The sequence below is a fragment of the Cupriavidus sp. IK-TO18 genome, from assembly GCF_015549295.1.
Lineage (GTDB): Bacteria > Pseudomonadota > Gammaproteobacteria > Burkholderiales > Burkholderiaceae > Cupriavidus > Cupriavidus oxalaticus_A.
This window is the reverse complement of sequence record NZ_JADGMP010000035.1, coordinates 199,483-217,752: the sequence shown is the minus strand read 5'-3', so window position 1 is coordinate 217,752 and position 18,270 is coordinate 199,483. Positions and strand designations below refer to the sequence as shown.

Here is an 18,270-nt window from a genome sequence, read left to right as displayed (position 1 = left end):
GGGGCCCCTCCGTCCGTAGCTACTCAAGGCTTATCCACGTAGTCTTCAAATCGGTGTACTTGTCCAGCGCATGCAGCGACTTGTCCCGACCCGACCCCGATTGCTTGACCCCGCCGAACGGCACCGTGATATCCCCATCCATATAGCAGTTGACCCACACCAGTCCAGCCCGCAGCCGCCGCGAGACCCGGTGCGCACGCGACAGGTTGGCGGTCCACAACCCAGAGCCCAGCCCATAAGGCGAATCGTTGGCCATGCGCACGACTTCGTCCTCCGTGTCGAACACAGTCACGGCCAGCACCGGACCGAAGATTTCTTCGCGCACGATGCTGAGCGACTGGCTCGGGCATTCGAAGATGGTGGGCTGCAGGAAGTAGCCGCCGGTGTCCGTGCGGACGCGTTCGCCGCCCAGGCGCAGCCGCGCGCCTTCGCGTTGGCCGCCGTCCACGTAGGACATCACGCGGTCGAGCTGGCGCGCATCGACGATGGCACCCATGGAGGATGCCGGGTCGAGTGGATCGCCTGGCTGCATTGCTCGGGCATACGCCTCCAGCTTCTCCATGAACGGCTCATAGATGGCGCGCTGGACATAAAGCCGCGAGCCGGCAATGCAGATTTCACCCTGGTTGTTGAAGATGCCGATGGCGGCCGCCTGCGCGGCACGGTCGAGGTCGGGGCAATCGTCAAACACAATGTGCGGCGACTTGCCGCCGCATTCGAGCCAGACACGCTTCAGGTTGGACTGGCCGGAATATTCCATGAAGCGCTTGCCGGTGGCCGTGGAGCCGGTGAAGGCGATGCAATCCACGTCCGGATGCAGGCCGAGCGCCTGCCCGGCCTGTGCGCCCAGTCCGGGCACGACGCTGAAGACACCGGGGGGAATGCCAGCTTCCGCGGCCAGCTCGGCGAGCCGCAGCGCGGTAAGTGGCGACTGTTCGGCAGGCTTGAGGATGACGCTGTTACCCGCAGCCAGCGCAGGCGCGACCTTCCAGCTCCCCATCAGCAACGGATAGTTCCACGGCACCACGGCCGCCACCACGCCGAGCGGCTCGCGCGTGATGGTGGCGAGCACGTTGCCGCCGGTGGGGGCGATCTCATCGTAAATCTTGTCGATGGCTTCGGCGTACCACGCGAAGGTGCGCGCCGCTTCCGGAATGTCGTAGGCCAGCGTATCGCCGATGGGCTTGCCCATGTCCAGCGTTTCCAGCAGGGCCAGTTCCTCGTGGTGGGTTTCGATCAGCGCGGCCAGCCGCAGCAGCACGGCCTTGCGCTCGCGCGGTGACAGTCCGGACCAGACGCCTTGTTCGAAGGCCTGGCGCGCCGCCGCGACGGCACGGTCGACGTCGGCCGCGCCGCATGCCGCCACCTTGGCCAGCACCGCGCCGGTGGCGGGGTTGATGGTGTCGAAGGTGGCACCGTCGGCGGCATCGGTCCATGCGCCGCCGATGCAGGCACGGCTTTGCGGGCGCAGTGCGGCTGCCCGGGCCTGCCAGTAAGACAGGTCGCGTGTTTCGCTCATGGGGTTCCTCGTTTGGTTGACAGGGCCGCGGGCGACGGCAGCGTCTGCGTCAGGCCAGCGACCACGATCAGGGCGATGCCGGCCAGCGCCAGCGCGTCGGGCCAACGGCCGAACCACAGCGCGCTGTAGAACAGCGCCAGCAGCAGGTGGAAATAGCTCAGCGGCGCCAGCCGCGATGCCGGGGCGCGCTGCAGCGCCAGGATCAGCAGCACCTGCGCCGCCGCGCTCATCAGGCCCATGGCCAGGATCGCCAGCCAATCGGCCAGGTCGGGCCAAACCGGGGGCGGGAAGAACGGTGCCGGCACGCCGGTGGCGACCATGCAGATCAGCGCGGCAAAACCGTATTGCACGCGCGCATCGACCTGCCCCGCCATGCGCCGGGTCAGCAGTTGCAGCATGGCGTAGGCCAGCGTGGCGGCCAGCATCAGCACGGTACCAAGCCACGACACCGCGCCGCCGGGGCGTACGATCAGCAGCATCCCGCAGAAGCCTGCGCCTACCGCCAGCCACTGGCGCGAGCCGACCTTCTCGCCCAGCATCCACGACGACAGGCCCACCACCATCAGCGGCGCCATGAAATAGATGGCGGTGGCTTCGGCCAGCGGCATCCACAGCAGCGCGGTCATGAAGCAGGTGCCGACCACCGCGAGCATCAACCCGCGCAGCAACAGCAGGCCGCGGTGCGGGGTGCGCCAGAAGCGGATCTGTCCGCGCAGTTGGCCGGACATAGCGAGCATGGCCACTGCTACCGCCAGCGTGGCGCCGTAGCGCACCGCGTTGAGAAACGGCGCGGGATAGCGGCCGACCAGGTGCTTGGCGGTTGCGTCCACGGTAGCGAACAGCGTCACCACGCACAGGAACAGCAGCCCGCCACGCCACCAGTCGGGCGCGCCGTGCGCCGCGGCGGTCATGCGCCCGCCTGCGCGACCATCGCGCCGAGCAGCACGTTGGCGCCGGCTTCCAGGTGCTCGGGCCGGGCATCTTCCACTTCGTTGTGGCTGATGCCGTCCTTGCAGGGCACGAAGATCATCGCGGTCGGGGTGACGCTGGCCATGTACACCGCGTCATGACCAGCACCGGTGACGATGTTCTGCTGGCTGTAGCCGCGCGCCACGGCCTCGCGGCGCACATGGTCGACCAGTTCCGGCGCGAACGGCGTCGGCGGGAAGTACTGCACGTCTTCGACCTTCACGTCGAACGTGGCACCAGTGGTCTGGCCCTGCGCCAGCGCCTCGCATGCGGCGCGGAAGCGGGCGTCCATCTCGGCCAGCTTGCCGGCGTCTTCATGGCGCAGGTCGACCGTGAATTTGACCGCGCCGGGGATCACGTTGCGCGAGCCGGGGTGGAGATCGACCACGCCCACCGTACCGCGGCCGTGCGGCGCGAAGTCATGCGCGATGCGAACCACTTCCTGCATCACGTGGGTGGCGCCATAGAGCGCGTCGCGGCGCAGCGGCATCGGCGTGGGGCCGGCGTGCGCTTCCATGCCGGTTACGGTCACGTCGTACCAGCGCAGCCCCAGCGATCCCGTGACCACGCCGATTACGTTGTCCGCCGCTTCCAGCACCGGGCCCTGTTCGATATGCGCCTCGAAATACGCCCCCACCGGCCGCCCGCCCACCTCGTCAGGACCGGCGTAGCCGATCGCCTGCAGTTCGTCGGCCACGCGCTTGCCTTCGGTATCGGTGGCGTCCAGCGCGGTCTGCAGCGGGAAAATCCCGGCGAACACGCCCGAGCCCATCATCACCGGCACGAAGCGCGTGCCTTCCTCATTGGTCCAGATGGCCAGTTCGAGCGGCGCTTCGGTGGTCACGCCATAGTCATTGAGCGTGCGCATGACTTCCAGCCCGGCCAGCACGCCGAAGCAGCCGTCGAACTTGCCGCCGGTCGGCTGCGTATCGATATGGCTGCCGGTCATCACCGGCGGCAGCGCATCGTTGCGCCCGGCGCGGCGGCCAAAGATATTGCCGACGCGGTCCACCGTCACGGTCAGGCCCGCGTCGCGCATCCAGCCGCACACCAGGTCGCGGCCCTGGCCGTCGAGCGCGGTCAGCGCCAGGCGCGCGTTGCCGCCCTTCGGCGTGGCGCCGATCTGCGACAGGTCCATCAGCGATTGCCACAGGCGCTGGCCGTTGATGGCGATCTTGCTAGTCATTGCAGTTCTCCTGGTATTGGTGATTGCACCATTCAGCCTTATGCGGTCGCAGGTGCGAAACCCGCCAGGAATGCATCCAGCCCGCGGCCGATCGCCTCGACCTCGTAGCCGCCCTCCTGCACCACCACCGTCGGCAGGCCCAGCGCATGGATGCGCTCGCCGATGCCGCGGTAGCCATCCATGCTGACCTTCAGGACGCTGATGGGATCGTTCTCGTAGGTATCGAAGCCCAGCGCCAGCACCACCGCCTGCGGGCGATAGTCGCGCAGCGCGTCCAGTGCGCCGTCCAGTGCCGACAGGAACTCGGCGTCGCCGCTGCCGTGCGGCAGCGGGAAGTTGAGGTTGTAGCCATAGCCCGCGCCATAGCCGCGCTCGTTCGCATAGCCCGTGTAGAACGGGTAGTAATCGGCCGGATCGGCATGCAGCGAAATCGTCATCACATCTGAGCGGTGATAGAAAATCTGCTGGGTGCCGTCACCGTGATGCGCATCGACGTCGAGCACCGCCACCTTGCCGAAGCGGGCCAGCAGCGTTTGCGCCGCGATGGCCGAGTTGTTGACATAGCAGAAGCCGGCCGCGCGGTCGCTGTGGGCGTGGTGGCCGGAGGGGCGGCACAGCGCATAGGCCATGCCGGCGCCGTCCTGCCGCTCGCACACATGGCGGGCCGCCGCGACCGCGCTGTGCGCGCCGCGCAGGATCGCGCGCCAGCTGTCCGGCCCGAGCGGGCAGCTGAGGTCGCCCAGGTAGTAGCCGGCCTGGGCGATCACCGAATCGTTGGGACACACGGGACGGCGCGGCTCGCCGACCTTGCCGTTGTGATACGGCGATAGATTGGGCAGGACTTCGATGCCGGGCTCGAAGCCGGGTCGCGCCAGTTCCTGCCAGCGCGCCCAGGCGCTGGCGAGGAAGTCGAGATAGGCCGGACTGTGCACCGCTTCCAGCGGCGCGCGCCCGCAATCGGGTGGCGCCGCCAGTTCGATGCCGCGCGCGGCGAGCGCGCGCTGCAGTGCCGCCGCGCGGGCCGGCACGTCGGTCGGCGCGCACAACCGCCCCGCGCGCATGAACTGGCGGGGTTCGTGCAGCAACTGATCATCCGAGAAGAAGGCACGCATGGTGTAGGTAGGTTGTAAAAGGAAGCGCCGGCTCAGCCTGCCGCCTGGCGCGCCAGTGCCGCCGCGCGGATGCCGGACAGGGTCATGCCGGGCGCGATGCCGTCGGGGTCGTAACGCAGCTCCAGCAGCGCCGGCATGCTGTGCGTACTGGCAAAGTCGAGCGCGCGATCCAGCGCGGGGCCGAATTCGGCGTCGCTCGACACCACCTCACCGTAGCCGCGGTAGGCGCGCGCCAGTTCGGCGAACTCCGGGTTCTCGAAGCCCAGCGCGATGGTCCGGCCGGGGAATTCGCGTTCCTGGTGGGCGCGGATCGTGCCCCAGATGCCGTTGTTGAACACCAGCACCACGATGCCGAGGCGGTACTGCATGGCCACGCCCAGCTCCTGCAGGTTCATCTGGAAGCAGCCGTCGCCCGCATAGCAGACCACGGTGCGTTCCGGATGCTCCAGCTTGGCCGAGATCGCCGCCGGCAGGCCATAGCCCATCGAGCCGACAGTCGGCGCCAGGCTGGTGCCGACGCCCTTGTAGCGGTAATAGGTGTGCGGAAAGACCGCGTAGTTGCCGGCGCCGACGGTAATGCAGGCATCCTCGGGCAGGCGCTCGCGCACAAGACAGGCGGCCTGGTTCAGATTCAGCGGACCTGGCGCGGGCAGCGCCTTCTGGCTGTCGAGGTAGTCGCGCCGCGCGCGCTCCACCAATGCCGCGCGGTTGTGTTCGCGCGCCGGGCGCAGGCCGTCCACCGCGGCCGCGAACGAGACGACGTCAGCAACGACAGGCACCTCCGCGCGGAACACGCGGCCCAGCTCCTCCGGATCGGGATACACATGCACCAGCCGCTGGCGCGGCAGCGGGCTTTCCACCACGGTATAGCCCTCGGTGGTGGCCTCGCCCATGCGGGTGCCGACGGCGATCAGCAGGTCCGACCCGCGGATGCGCGCGCGCAGTGCCTCGCCCATGCCCCAGCCGACATGGCCGGCATAGTTGGGATGGTGGTTGTCGAAGCACTCCAGCCGGCGCCACGCCAGCCCCACCGGCAGGCCGAAGCGTTCGGCAAAGCCTTCCATCTGCCGCATCGCCTCGGGGGTCCAGCCGGAGCCGCCGATCATCAGGAAGGGGCGCTCGGCCTGTTCCAGCATCGCGGCCAGCGACGCCAGCGCGTGCGGCGCCGGAGCCGAGTGGCTGCGCACGTAGCGCGGCATGTCGGCCACGGTGGCCTTGCCCCACAGCGTGTCCTCCGGCAGCGCCAGCACCACCGGGCCGGGCCGGCCGCTGGTCGCTACCGCGAAGGCACGTGCGATGAACTCGGGAATGCGGTCGGTGCGGTCGATCTGCGCGACCCACTTGGACATCTGGCCGAACATGCGGCGGTAGTCGATTTCCTGGAAGGCTTCGCGCTCGTAGAAGTCGTTGCCCACCTGCCCCACGAACAGGATCATCGGCGTGGAGTCCTGGAACGCGGTATGCACGGCGATGCTCGCATTGGTGGCGCCGGGGCCGCGCGTGACGAAGCAAACGCCGGGCTCTCCCGTCAGCTTGCCGTGGGCTTCGGCCATGTAACCGGCACCGCTTTCCTGGCGGCAGACGATCGGCGTGATCGCGTCCTGGTGGTCGTACAGCGCATCGATGCACGGCAGGTAGCTTTCGCCCGGCACCAGGAACACGCGCCGCACGCCCTGGATGCGCAACTGCTCGACAAGGATCTGCCCGCCATTGCGCTCGCGCAGGTTGTGGTTGGCTTGGCTCATTGGCAACCTCCTCCGCCCGCGGCGCCGGCCGCCGGCTTGATCTCGATTTCCACGAACACGCATTCGCCTTCGTGGGCATTGATGACGTTGTGCTCGACCCCGGCTGGGCGGTAATAGGCCTGGCCGGCAACGAGCTGGCTGGTGGCCTCGCCAGCCGGCGTCTGCAGGCGCAGCGCCCCGGTGGTCATCGGCACCACCACGTAGTCGTAGCCATGGCGATGCTGCCCGGTCTCGGCGCCGGGCGCGAAGCGCCACTCCGTCACGATCACGCGTTCGTTGTCGACCTGCACGGTGCCGACGGCCCTGGGCCGGTCTTGCGGCGCGCTCACCGGTCCACCCCGCCCATGCACAGGTACTTAGTCTCCAGGTATTCGTCGAGGCCGTACTTCGAGCCCTCGCGGCCCAGGCCCGACTGCTTGACGCCGCCGAACGGCGCCACCTCGTTGGAGATCAGGCCGGTGTTGATGCCGACCATGCCGTACTCCAGCGCCTCGGCCACGCGCCAGACGCGGCCGATATCGCGGCTGAAGAAGTAGGAGGCCAGGCCGAATTCGGTATCGTTGGCCATCGCGATTGCTTCCTCGTCGGTGGAGAAGCGGAACAGTGGCGCCAGCGGGCCAAAAGTTTCTTCCCGGGCCACGCGCATGGCGGGGGTCACGTCGGCCAGCACCGTCGGTTCGAAGAACGTGCCGCCCAGCGCATGGCGCTTGCCGCCGGTCAGCAGGCGCGCGCCCTTGCCGAGCGCGTCGGCGATATGCGACTCAACCTTGGCCACTGCGTCCTCGTTGATCAGCGGGCCTTGCAGCACGCCCGGCTCAACCCCCTGACCGACCTTCAGCTTTGCCACCGCAGCCACCAACTTCTCAGCGAACGCGTCATAGACCTTGTCGTGCACATAGAGCCGGTTGGCGCAGACGCAGGTCTGGCCGGCGTTGCGGTACTTGGAGGCAATGGCGCCCTCCACCGCCGCGTCCAGATCGGCATCGTCGAACACGATGAACGGTGCGTTGCCGCCGAGTTCCAGCGAGAGCTTCTTGATGGTGTCGGCGGACTGTCGCATCAGGATGCGGCCCACCTCGGTCGAGCCGGTAAAGCTGAGCTTGCGCACCACGGGGTTGGCAGTGAGCTCGGCGCCGATTGCGATGGCGTCGCCCGTGATTACGCTGAACAGGCCCGCCGGCAGCCCCGCGCGCTCGGCCAGCACGGCCAGCGCCAGCGCCGACAACGGCGTGTCTTCAGCCGGCTTCAGGACCATGGCGCAGCCCGCGGCCAGCGCCGGGCCGGCCTTGCGCGTAATCATCGCGAGCGGGAAATTCCACGGCGTGATCGCCGCGCACACCCCGACCGGCTCCTTGACCACGACCAGCCGCTTGTCGTTGGCGGGCGTGGCCAGCACGTCGCCGCTGACGCGCTTGGCTTCCTCTGCGAACCATTCGAGGAAGGAAGCGGCATAGATGACTTCGCCCTTCGCTTCCGCCAGCGGCTTGCCTTGCTCGGTGGTCATCAGCAGCGCGAGATCGTCGGCATTGGCCAGCATCAACTCGTACCAGGCGCGCAGCACCGCGGCACGCTCGCGCGCGGTCTTGCGGCGCCAGTTGGTCTGTGCCGCCTGCGCGGCGTCGATGGCGCGGCGGGTTTCGGCCGCGCCCATGCTGGGCACGGTGCCGATCAGGGCGCCGCTGGCGGGATCGGTGACGGTGAAGGTCGCGCCGCTGTCGGCGTCCTGCCAGTTGCCGGCGATATAGGCCTGCGTGCGCAGCAGGCCGGTGTCCTTGAGTTGCATGGGTAATCTCTGTGGAATCAATGAAAGGGGACAGGTCAGCGCGTCAGTGCCTCGGCCAGGATGTCCAGGCCTTCGTTCATCACTGCGTCCTGGATCGTCAGCGGGAACAGGAAGCGGATCACGTTGCCGTACACACCGCACGACAGCAGCAGCAGGCCCTTTTCCAGCGCGCGGTTCTGCACCGTGCGCGTAAAGTCGGGATCGGGGCTGCCGTCGGCCTGGCGGAATTCCACCGCCACCATTGCGCCGACGCCGCGCACTTCGGCGATCTGCGGCACGCGCGGGCGCAGGCTTTCCAGGCGCGTCATCAAACGCTGGCCCAGCTCGGCACCGCGTTCGATCAGCTTCTCGCCTTCGAGCACGTCCAGTACAGCCAGCGCAGAAGCCACCGCAAGCGGGTTCCCGGCATACGTGCCGCCCAGCCCGCCGGGCGCCGGCGCGTCCATCACTTCGGCGCGGCCGCACACCGCCGACAGCGGCATGCCGCCGGCCAGGCTCTTGGCCATCGTGGTCAGGTCCGGCGCCACGTCGTAGTGTTCCATCGCGAACAGCTTGCCGGTGCGGCCGAAGCCGGTCTGCACTTCATCGGCGATCAGCAGGATGCCGTGCTCGTCGCAGACCGCGCGCAGCGCCTGCACGAAGTCGGTCGGCGCGACGTTGAAGCCGCCCTCGCCCTGCACGGGTTCGAAGATGATCGCGGCGACGCGCTTGGGATCGATGTCCGCCTTGAACAGGTGCTGCAGCGCCTTGAGCGAGTCCTCGGTGCCGACGCCGTGCAGCGCGCACGGATACGGAGCGTGGTAGACCTCGCCCGGGAACGGCCCGAAGCCGATCTTGTACGGCGCGACCTTGCCGGTCAGCGCCATGCCCATCATGGTGCGGCCGTGGAAGCCGCCGGAAAACGCGATCACGCCAGGCCGGCCAGTGGCCGCGCGGGCGATCTTGATGGCGTTTTCCACCGCCTCGGCGCCGGTGGTGAAGAAGGCGGTCTTCTTGGCCGAGCGGCCCGGCGCACGGCGATTGATCTTCTCGGCCAGCTCGATATAGCTGGCGTAGGGCACGATCTGGTAGGCGGTATGAGTGAAGCGCCCCAGCTGCTGCTCGACGGCTTCGACCAGGCGCGGATGGCGGTGGCCCGTGTTGAGCACGGCGATACCTGCCGCGAAGTCGATATAGCGCTTGCCCTCGACATCCCAGATCTCCGAATTCAGCGCGCGCTCGGCGTAGAAATTGCACATCACGCCCACGCCGCGCGGGGTGGCGGCGTCCTTGCGGCGAACCAGTTCGGCGTTCTTCATACTTCTCTCCAGTTATCTTTGTAGTTGCGACGTGGTTGGTGCCCGTGCCGCTCAGGCGGCGGCGCGGATCAGTGTGGGGTCCCATGCCTTGCCGGGAATCGCGCCGATCAGGCGCTGGGTATAGGCGTGCTGCGGGGCGTCGAAGATCTGCCCCGGCGGGCCGGACTCGACCACGCGGCCCTTGTGCATCACGATCACGTGGTGGCAGATCTGCGCGGCCACGCGCAGGTCATGGGTAATGAAGATCAGGCCGATGTTCAGGCGCTTCTGCAGGTCGGCCAGCAGCTCCAGCACCTGCGCCTGCACCGAGACATCGAGCGCGGAGACCGATTCGTCGGCCACCAGCAGCTTGGGTTCCAGCGCCAGTGCCCGCGCGATGCCGATGCGCTGGCGCTGGCCGCCGGAGAACTGGTTGGGATAGCGGTCGAACGCGGAGGCCTCCAGCCCCACCAACTGCAGCAGTTCGCGCGCGCGCGCCTGCGCGGCGGCCAGCGGCACGCCGTTGGCGACCGGACCATCGGTGATGATGCGACCGACGGTATGACGCGGATTGAGCGAGGCAAACGGATCCTGGAAAATCATCTGCACGTCGCGGCGCAGCGGACGGAACTGGCGCTCGGAAAGGCGGGCGATGTCCTGCCCATCGAACATCAGCGCGCCGCCATCGATATCCGTCAGGCGCAGCAGGCATTTGCCGATGGTCGACTTGCCCGAGCCCGACTCGCCGACGATTCCCAGCGTCTCGCCGCGGCGTACCGTGAAGCTGACGCCATCCACCGCATGCACCACGCGCTTCCTGGTGAAGAGACCACCGCCGGTCACGTAGGTCTTGCGCAGGTCCCGCACTTCCAGCACGGTCTCGCTCTCGTTGCGCCCGCGCTCTCCGGCACGGCCATGCGGCACCGCGCCGATCAGGCGCTTGGTATAGGCATGTTGCGGGCGGTTCAACACCTGGTCCGCGCTGCCCATCTCCACCAGCACGCCCTTCTCCATCACCGCCACGCGATCCGCGATCTCGGCGACCACGCCGAAGTCATGGGTGACGAACATCACGCCCATGCCCTTCTCGGCCTGGATGCGGCGGATCAGGTCCAGGATCTGCGCCTGCGTTGTGACATCGAGCGCGGTGGTCGGCTCGTCGGCGATCAGCAGTGCCGGTTCGAGCGCGAGCGCCATGGCGATCACCACACGCTGGCGCTGGCCGCCAGACAGGCGAAACGGATAGGCATGCATCAGCGTGGCCGGATCGGGCAGGCCGACGAACTCCAGCAGTTCGAGCACGCGGCGCGCACGCGCCTCGCCCGGGTAGGCGTTGTGCACGCGCATGACCTCGGCGATCTGGTCGCCCACGGTCATCACGGGGTTCAGCGCAGACAGCGGCTCCTGGAACACCATGGCCATGTCCTTGCCGCGCATGCCGAGCAGCGTGGCTTCGTCCTGCGCCAGCAGGTCGCGGCCCTGGAACAGGATCCGGCCCTGTTCCGGCTTCAGGTAAGCAGGTAGCAGGCCCATGATGGCGTTGGCGCTCATCGACTTGCCGGAGCCCGATTCGCCGACGATGCAGAGGATCTCGCCGGCATGCAGGTCATAGGAAATATCGCGCACCGCGTAGGGCCGGTCGCCGCCCGCGGGCAGCGCGATCGAAAGATCGCGGATCGACAGCAGGGGCGCTTGGTCGCTGGTCTTCATCACTTTGGTCCTTTGCTAGTCCAGGCGGGCGCTCATTCGCCGCGGCGGCGCAGCTGCGGGTTCATGGCGTCGTTCAGGCCCTCGCCGATCAGGTTGATCGACAGCACCGTCAGCAGGATCGCCACGCCGGGCCATACGCTCATCCACCACGCTTCGCGGATCATGGTTCGGGCCGCGCCGATCATGAAGCCCCAGCTCATCATGTTGCGGTCGCCCAGCCCCAGGAAGGCCAGCGCCGATTCGGTCAGGATCGCGGTGGCAACCATGAACGAGGCCGACACGATGATCGGCGACATGGCATTGGGCAGGATCTGCGTGGCGATGATGCGCACCGGCTTCTGCCCGATCACCACCGCGGCCTGCACGAACTCGCGCTGCTTGAGCGACAGGAACTCGCCGCGCACCAGGCGCGCCACCGGCGGCCACGACACCACCGAGATGGCGGCAACGATGGAATAGATCGACGGATTGAAGATGGCGACGATCACGACAGCCATCGCCAGCTGCGGAATGGTCTGGAAGAACTCGGTGATGCGCATCAGCGCATCGTCGACACGGCCGCCGCAATAGCCCGCGACCGCGCCCACGGCGATGCCGACGGCGAGCGCCACCGCGGTGGAGATCACGCCGACCAGCAGCGAGACCCGCGCGCCGTACAGCATGCCGGCGGTGATGTCGCGGCCCAGCATGTCGGTGCCGAACGGAAGCGCCGGGTCGGTGAACGGCTGCACCAGCGGCTCGGCCACCATCAGCCACGGCGACTCTTCGTAGAACACGGGCGCGAGCAGTGCCAGCGCCAGCACTGACAGCAGCACCAGCAGGCCGATCACCGCGCCATAGTTGCGGCAATAACGTTGCAGGAAGGCTTTCATGCGGTGGCTCCCTTGCCGCCCGCGGCGATGCGCGGGTCGATAAAGCGGTAGATCACGTCGGTCACCAGGTTGAAGAACACCACCATCGCCGAGGTCACGAAGAAAATGCCGAGCAGCAGCTGGTAGTCGCGCTGCAGCAGCGCATCGAACATCAGCCGGCCGATGCCCGGCCACGAGAACACGGTTTCGGTCAGCACCGCGCCGCCGGCCATCTGGCCCAGCTGGATGCCTGCAAACGTGATCACCGGCAGCAGCGCGTTGCGCAGCACATGCACGCGGATCACGCGGCCGGCCGGGACGCCCTTGGCGCGCGCGGTCTTCACATAGTCCATGCCCATCACCTCCAGCATGGAAGCGCGCGTCAGGCGCACGTACACGGCCATGAAAAAGCAGCCCAGCGACACCGTCGGCAGGATCATGTGCAGCGCCACGTCCTTGACGCGGGCCAGGCCGGTGTAGCCGGCGCCGATGGTCTCCATGCCGAAAGCCGGCAGCCAGCCCAGCACCACCGAGAACAGGATGATGGCCATCAGCGACAGCCAGAACAGCGGCGTCGCGTACAGCAGCAGCGCGCCTGACATCACCGCGCTGTCGATCCAGCGGCGGCGGTTTTCGTAGCGGGTGCGCGCCGCGATCACGCCGAGCAGCACGCCCAGCACGATGGAAAAGAGAAACGCCCCGCTCATCAGCAGGAAGGTCGCGGGCAGCCGGTCGAGGATCAGGTCCAGCACCGGCAGGTGGTTGCGGTAGGAGTAGCCCAGGTCGAGCTGCGCCACGCCCTTCAGATAGATGCCGAGCTGGGTCAGCACGGGCTTGTCCAGCCCGAACTGCTCGCGCAGCTGGTTGACGAAGGCGGCGTCGCCGGCGCCGGCTTCGCCCGCCATCACGGTGGCCGGGTCGCCCGGCGCCATCCGGATCAGGAAGAAGTTGATGACGACCACGCCAAGGACGACCACGACGGCCTTTCCGAGACGGGCGCCAAGAAAGGATAGAAAGTTCACGGCTTGCTCCACGCTGGCGGCCGGGCTGACCACCGCGGCACTGGGATGCAGCTGGCCCTCGCCGTTCCCATGCGGGGCGCGGCGATGGCAACGGATTTCAGGCTTCAGGTCTGGCTGCCCGCGCCGCCTCAGGCGCGGGCAGTGGCTCCGGTCTCGCTCAGTTCTTCTCGATCGAGACGTTGTCGAAGGACTCGTTCAGGCCGATGGCGGTGGTCACGAGGTTCTTGACGTGCTTGCGGTACAGCGTGGGGAACTCCACCTCGAACAGGTTGGCGTTGGCCACGTCGGTCACCAGGATCTTCTGCAGCTCGCTGTACAGCTTCTGGCGCTCCGCGATGTCCATGGTCGAGCCGGCCTTGGCCCACAATTCGTCAGCCTTCGGATTGCTGTAGCCCTGCACGTTGGCGAACGGCGTGCCCTTGACAATATTGCGCGTCACGTAGAGCCGCTCCACGCCCAGCGCGGGGTCGCCGTACTGGTAGGTGTAGGTGGTGGTCAGGTCGAACTCCCAGTTGCTGACGCGCGCCGACCAGGTGCCGGCATCGGCCGACTCGATGCTGACCTTGAAGCCGAGCTGCTCGAGCATCTGCTTGACGTACTCGTCCAGGCGGTCCCAGTTGGCGCCATACGAGGTCGACAGGATCTTGACCGGGTACTTGCCCACGTCCACGCCCGATGCCTTGACCAGCTCGCGCGCCTTCTTCAGGTTGAAGTCGTACTCGGGCATGTTCTTGTCGAAGAACAGCGTGGTCGACGAGAACGGGCTGACCGCCGGCTTGCCCATGCCGAAGAAGATGTTGTTGACGATCATCTTGCGGTTGAGCACGTGCATCACCGCCTGGCGCACCTTCACGTTGTCGAACGGCGGCTTGCGCTCGTTGAGCAGCATGCTGGCCATCGGCGAGAACATTTCCCAGCCCTTGGTGGTGTACTCCACGTTGGGCAGTGCGCGCAGGCGCTTGACGTCGACGTTGTCGATATCGCCGCCGCGCAGCACCTGCACGTCGCCCTTCTCGAAGGCCACGGCGCGCGAGGCGGAATCCGGGATCACGTAGAACACCAGCTCATCCAGGTAAGGCTTGCCCGCCTTCCAGTAGTTGGGGTTCTTCGCCAGCTTGATATAGGCGCCTTTCTTCCACTCCTTGAACATGAAGGGGCCGGTGCCGACCGGCTTCTGGTTGGCCGGGTTGTTGCGGTAGTCGGTGCCTTCGTAGATGTGCCTGGGCATCATCGGCATGGTGCCGGTCTCGAACATCGAGATAAACGGCGGGAACGGCTCCTTGAGCTTGATCTCGACGGTGCTGTCGTTCACCGCGCGGATCGAGGCCATGTACTTGTTGATGACCGCGCGCGTGCGCACGTGCACGTCGCGCAGCATCTTGTCGATCGAGAACACCACGTCGGCCGAGGTGAAGGGCTTGCCGTCATGCCACTTCACGCCCTTCTGCAGCTCGAAGGTGTAGGTCAGGCCGTCCGGCGAGATGGTCCACGACTTCGCCAGTTCCGGCTGCGGCTTCAGGTCGGGGCTGTAGGTCAGCAGGCCCTGGTAGATCTTGCCGGCGACGTACTGGGTCGGCGCCTGCGAGTTCATCGCGCTCACCAGGATCGGCGGCTCGGGCTGGACGATACCGGACAGCGTGCCGCCCTTGGTCTGGGCGATGGCATGGCCCGCAGGCAATGCCAGCGGCAGCAGCGAGAGGCCGGCGGCGGCAAAGGCCATCGACAGCACGCTCTTGGTCAGTCGCATCGTGAATCGGTTCATCGGGCAGTTCCTCAGTTTGGCTCGTTTTTGGTGATGGCTTCGGGATGGCAGCGCCGGTTGTGCTTGCGCGCGGCTTCTTCAGGCCGCGTCGCCGGCCGGTTCCACGCCGCACCAGTCCACCAGGAACTGGGCCAGCGTCGTGGTCACTCGCACCATGCTGTCCAGCGACACCGATTCGTCGATGCCGTGGATATTGCGGGCCTCGGGCCCGTAGCAGGTCACCGGCGTTTCCAGGCCGATGCGGAAATGCCGGGCATCGGTGGTCGCCGTGGTCGCCTCGCGGCGGATCGGCGTGCCGTTGACCTTGCGGTGCGCTTCGCCCAGCGCCTGCATGCTGGGCACGTCAAGATCGAATTCGCAGCCGGGGGCGTGGAAGCCTTCATAGCGGATGCGCAGCTCGAGATTGCTGGCCAGGCGTTCCACCGTGGCGCGGATGCGCGCTGCCACCGTGGCCTTGGCCGCGTCGATATTCATATTCGGGAAGAAGCCGATGCGCACGCCCAGCGTGCAGGTGCACGGCACCGAAGAGTTCCACTCGCCGCCCTGGATCTGGCCGAGATTGAAGTTGATCGGGTGGGCGTGGTCGCGATATGCGGCCGGCCGGTGTTCCGGGCGGTTCCACTCCGCCTCCAGCTGGCGCAGGTCTTCCATCACCGCGATGCCGGCCTCTACCGGGTTCACGCCGCTGGTCATATAGGCCGCGTGCGCCGGCTTGCCGGTCAGCTCGATGAACATCCAGAACACGCCGACCTGCGCGCTCATCAGGCTTTCGCCCAGCGGCTCGGGAATGATCACGGTGTCGAAGGACGCCAGCTTGCCGGCACCGACCGCGCTGCGCAGCGCCGCCACCGTGGCCAGCGCGCCGTTGCCGGTGTTCTCTTCTTCCAGCACGGCATTGAAGCCGACCGCGCCGGCCGGCTGCAGGCCCAGCCTGGCAAGCGCCTTGAACGCGGCCAGCGCGCACACGATGCCGCCCTTCATGTCGCCGGCGCCGCGGCCGTAGAGCCAGCCGTCCTTCACCACCGGCGCGAACGGCGACTGGCTCCACATCGATTCCGGACCGGTCGGCACCACGTCAAGATGGCCGTTGAACAGCACCGAGCGCCCACCCCTGCGGCTGGGCCGGTGCGTCGCCAGCAGGTTGTAGCGGCCGCCATCCGGGCAGCAAGCGGGCGAATACATCGGCAGGTGGCGGATGTCCTCGGTGCGCAGCGCGATGCGCTCGGAAGCCAGGCCCAGTTCGGCCAGCGCACCTTCGATGAAGTCCGCCGCGGGCCGCTCTTCGCCAGACGGGCTTTTGGCCGCCACAAAGCCGGACAGCGTCTCGACCATATAGGGCAGGAGTTCGCGCACGGCCTGCGAGAGTTCAGCGGTGGTGGGTACCGCGGCCGGTACGGAGGCCGGACTGACCGTGAGGGAATCGGGACCTGACATGAAAACTCTCCTGGCGATGGGGACGCATGAAGGGGACGCAATGCCAACGCATCGGGCGCCACTGACAAAAACTTCGCGATGACGCCGACCACGGATGGAAAATTAAACGATCGTTGGTACCATAGGTAGGTCCATATTCACGATATTTGCTGGAGCCACTTTGAAGGAAACGATTCTGTCCGAGTTGTTGCTGCAGCGGCTGGAACGTCCGGCGGGAACGCAGGCGGAGCGCAACGGGACGCATATGAACCGCCAGCTGTATGAGCTGATTCGTCAGGAAATCCTTGCTGGCTCTATCTCCGCGGGCAGCAAGCTGCCCGCGTCGCGGCTGCTGGCGGCTGAGATTGGGGTTTCCCGCAATACCGTTTTGTACGCGTATGAGCAGTTGCTGGCGGAAGGCTATGTCACCGCATCGACCGGACGTGGCACCTTTGTCTCGCAGACTTTTCCCGACCATAGTGCATTGCACAAGGCCGGTGCCGGGATTGGCACCACGACTGTGCCTGCAGTGCAGCAAAACTCGAACCGCTTCGATCTGTCGCGGCGCGGGATGCATCTCGTGTCCAATGCCGGTGCGTCGGACCGGCAATGGGGCGCATTCATGGCGGGCGTGCCCGATGTTTCGCTGTTTCCGCATGCGACCTGGGCCCGGCTGCTGAACAAGCACTGGCGCAATCCGCGTCCGGAATTGCTGACTTACGCCCACCACGGCGGCTATATGCCGCTGCGGCGCGTGCTGGCCGAGCACCTGCGGCTGGCGCGCGCGGTGCGCTGCGAGCCCGAGCAGATCATCCTGACCACCGGCATCCACCAGGCCATCGACCTGATCGCGCGCCTGCTGGCGGATCCGGGCGACAAGGCGTGGATGGAGGACCCGGGCTACTGGGGCACGCGCAGCCTGCTGACCAACGCGGGCGTCGACGTGATTCCCGTGCCGGTGGATGACGAGGGCATCGCGCCCGACGCCGCCACGCTGCAGGATCCGCCGCGCTTTATCTTTGCGACGCCCTCGCACCAGTACCCGCTCGGCACCGTGATGAGCCTGACCCGGCGGCGCATGCTGCTGGAATACGCGCGGCAGCGCGGCGCGTGGATCGTCGAAGACGACTATGACAGCGAGTTCCGCTTCGAGGGGCGGCCGCTGGCTTCGCTGCAGGGCCTGGACGAGCACGACCGGGTGATCTACATGGGCACCTTCTCCAAGACACTCTTTCCCGGGCTGCGCATGGGCTTCATGGTGCTGCCCAAGCCGCTGGCGCCGCATTTCGCCACCGGCCTGTCGGAACTGTTCCGCGAGGGGCAGCTGATGCAGCAGGCGGTGCTCGCCGACTTTATCGAGGAAGGCCATTACGCCACGCACCTGCGCCGCATGCGCCAGCGCTATGCGCAGCGCCAGGGCCTGCTGCGCGAGGCCATCGCCAAGCGCTTCGGCCAGGACTGGCCTACTTCCACGCACGAGGCCGGGCTGCACCTGGTGATGCACCTGCCGCCGGGCGCCGACGATCTCGGCATCAGCATGGCGGCGCGCACGCAGGGCCTGTCGGCACGTCCGCTGTCGCGCTACTACAGCGACGAGCAGCGGGCGCGGCAGGGGCTGCTGCTGGGCTACGCCTGCGTGCCGGAGGACGACATCGGCCCCGCCTTCCACAAGCTTGCCGAAGTCATCGAGCCTGCCCTGGAGCACCTGGCCCGCACGCGCCAGCCGCCGCGCGAGTTCAGCGCGCGCATCAACAACGAAGCATGGAGCGGTGCATAAGATAAGCACGTGAAGCCTGGGCGCGAGGCGTGGTGCCACCGTGCCGCCGCCGATTGGCTCTTATCATCGTGCGCGGCCTTGCCCTAGCATTCTCCGCTGCCCCTGAGCCCTCTTCCCCGCTCTCGCAACTCTACCGACTCCCTT

The 18,270-nt window shown here is 67.3% G+C and carries 14 protein-coding genes; 1 reads left to right on the top strand and 13 read right to left on the bottom strand.

What is annotated here, in order from left to right:
* Positions 1-19 precede the first annotated feature (19 nt).
* The 13 genes from IPF36_RS28020 to IPF36_RS27960 all read right to left on the bottom strand — a co-directional run bounded on the left by IPF36_RS28020 (position 20) and on the right by IPF36_RS27960 (position 16,370).
* A complete protein-coding gene (locus tag IPF36_RS28020; protein WP_195431570.1) occupies positions 20-1,519 on the bottom strand; it encodes an aldehyde dehydrogenase in 1,500 nt (499 codons plus the stop codon).
* Positions 1,516-2,430 carry a DMT family transporter gene (locus IPF36_RS28015; protein ID WP_195431568.1) on the bottom strand — a complete coding sequence of 305 codons (915 nt, stop codon included), beginning with the start codon at positions 2,428-2,430 and terminating at the stop codon, positions 1,516-1,518. The genes IPF36_RS28020 and IPF36_RS28015 overlap by 4 nt, the downstream gene beginning before the upstream one ends.
* Positions 2,427-3,674: a Zn-dependent hydrolase gene (locus IPF36_RS28010; protein WP_135703792.1), complete on the bottom strand. Its 1,248-nt coding sequence runs from the start codon at positions 3,672-3,674 to the stop codon at positions 2,427-2,429. The genes IPF36_RS28015 and IPF36_RS28010 overlap by 4 nt, the downstream gene beginning before the upstream one ends.
* A gap of 38 nt (positions 3,675-3,712) precedes the next feature.
* The gene (locus IPF36_RS28005; protein ID WP_135703791.1) at positions 3,713-4,786 is read right to left on the bottom strand and encodes a histone deacetylase family protein; all 1,074 of its coding nucleotides are present in this window, start codon (positions 4,784-4,786) and stop codon (positions 3,713-3,715) included.
* 32 nt (positions 4,787-4,818) lie between these two features.
* Entirely contained in the window at positions 4,819-6,531 is a 1,713-nt protein-coding gene (locus IPF36_RS28000) for a thiamine pyrophosphate-binding protein (protein WP_195431566.1), read from the bottom strand.
* Complete coding sequence (locus IPF36_RS27995; RefSeq protein ID WP_195431564.1) at positions 6,528-6,860, bottom strand: cupin domain-containing protein; 333 nt, start codon at positions 6,858-6,860, stop codon at positions 6,528-6,530. The genes IPF36_RS28000 and IPF36_RS27995 overlap by 4 nt, the downstream gene beginning before the upstream one ends.
* On the bottom strand, positions 6,857-8,314 hold the full coding sequence (gabD, locus tag IPF36_RS27990) for an NADP-dependent succinate-semialdehyde dehydrogenase (RefSeq protein ID WP_195431562.1): 1,458 nt from the start codon (positions 8,312-8,314) through the stop codon (positions 6,857-6,859). Before gabD ends, IPF36_RS27995 begins: the two co-directional genes overlap by 4 nt.
* Positions 8,315-8,349: 35 nt before the next feature.
* A complete protein-coding gene (gene gabT, locus IPF36_RS27985; protein ID WP_195431561.1) occupies positions 8,350-9,612 on the bottom strand; it encodes a 4-aminobutyrate--2-oxoglutarate transaminase in 1,263 nt (420 codons plus the stop codon).
* 51 nt (positions 9,613-9,663) lie between these two features.
* Complete coding sequence (locus IPF36_RS27980) at positions 9,664-11,301, bottom strand: ABC transporter ATP-binding protein (protein WP_195431556.1); 1,638 nt, start codon at positions 11,299-11,301, stop codon at positions 9,664-9,666.
* A gap of 32 nt (positions 11,302-11,333) precedes the next feature.
* Positions 11,334-12,173, bottom strand: a complete 840-nt coding sequence (locus IPF36_RS27975) for an ABC transporter permease (protein ID WP_116345782.1) — start codon at positions 12,171-12,173, stop codon at positions 11,334-11,336.
* Positions 12,170-13,174 carry an ABC transporter permease gene (locus tag IPF36_RS27970; RefSeq protein WP_135703785.1) on the bottom strand — a complete coding sequence of 335 codons (1,005 nt, stop codon included), beginning with the start codon at positions 13,172-13,174 and terminating at the stop codon, positions 12,170-12,172. Before IPF36_RS27970 ends, IPF36_RS27975 begins: the two co-directional genes overlap by 4 nt.
* Positions 13,175-13,331: 157 nt before the next feature.
* Positions 13,332-14,894: an ABC transporter substrate-binding protein gene (locus tag IPF36_RS27965; RefSeq protein WP_255519929.1), complete on the bottom strand. Its 1,563-nt coding sequence runs from the start codon at positions 14,892-14,894 to the stop codon at positions 13,332-13,334.
* Between the two features lie 120 nt (positions 14,895-15,014).
* Positions 15,015-16,370 carry an ArgE/DapE family deacylase gene (locus IPF36_RS27960; RefSeq protein ID WP_195431555.1) on the bottom strand — a complete coding sequence of 452 codons (1,356 nt, stop codon included), beginning with the start codon at positions 16,368-16,370 and terminating at the stop codon, positions 15,015-15,017.
* A 160-nt stretch (positions 16,371-16,530) separates the two neighbouring features.
* Here IPF36_RS27960 and IPF36_RS27955 point away from each other — a divergent pair, with 160 nt between their 5' ends.
* Positions 16,531-18,126, top strand: coding sequence for a PLP-dependent aminotransferase family protein (locus IPF36_RS27955; protein WP_195431554.1), 1,596 nt, complete (start codon positions 16,531-16,533; stop codon positions 18,124-18,126).
* Positions 18,127-18,270 lie beyond the last annotated feature (144 nt).

Bases quoted from the DNA above. Each gene is read 5' to 3' on its own strand.
- IPF36_RS28005 (WP_135703791.1), bottom strand. From the start codon at position 4,786: ATGCGTGCCTTCTTCTCGGATGATCAGTTGCTGCACGAACCCCGCCAG.
- gabT (WP_195431561.1), bottom strand. From the start codon at position 9,612: ATGAAGAACGCCGAACTGGTTCGCCGCAAGGACGCCGCCACCCCGCGC.
- IPF36_RS28000 (WP_195431566.1), bottom strand. From the start codon at position 6,531: ATGAGCCAAGCCAACCACAACCTGCGCGAGCGCAATGGCGGGCAGATC.
- IPF36_RS27965 (WP_255519929.1), bottom strand. From the start codon at position 14,894: ATGGCCTTTGCCGCCGCCGGCCTCTCGCTGCTGCCGCTGGCATTGCCT.
- IPF36_RS27980 (WP_195431556.1), bottom strand. From the start codon at position 11,301: ATGAAGACCAGCGACCAAGCGCCCCTGCTGTCGATCCGCGATCTTTCG.
- IPF36_RS28010 (WP_135703792.1), bottom strand. From the start codon at position 3,674: ATGACTAGCAAGATCGCCATCAACGGCCAGCGCCTGTGGCAATCGCTG.
- IPF36_RS28015 (WP_195431568.1), bottom strand. From the start codon at position 2,430: ATGACCGCCGCGGCGCACGGCGCGCCCGACTGGTGGCGTGGCGGGCTG.
- IPF36_RS27975 (WP_116345782.1), bottom strand. From the start codon at position 12,173: ATGAAAGCCTTCCTGCAACGTTATTGCCGCAACTATGGCGCGGTGATC.
- IPF36_RS28020 (WP_195431570.1), bottom strand. From the start codon at position 1,519: ATGAGCGAAACACGCGACCTGTCTTACTGGCAGGCCCGGGCAGCCGCA.
- gabD (WP_195431562.1), bottom strand. From the start codon at position 8,314: ATGCAACTCAAGGACACCGGCCTGCTGCGCACGCAGGCCTATATCGCC.
- IPF36_RS27960 (WP_195431555.1), bottom strand. From the start codon at position 16,370: ATGTCAGGTCCCGATTCCCTCACGGTCAGTCCGGCCTCCGTACCGGCC.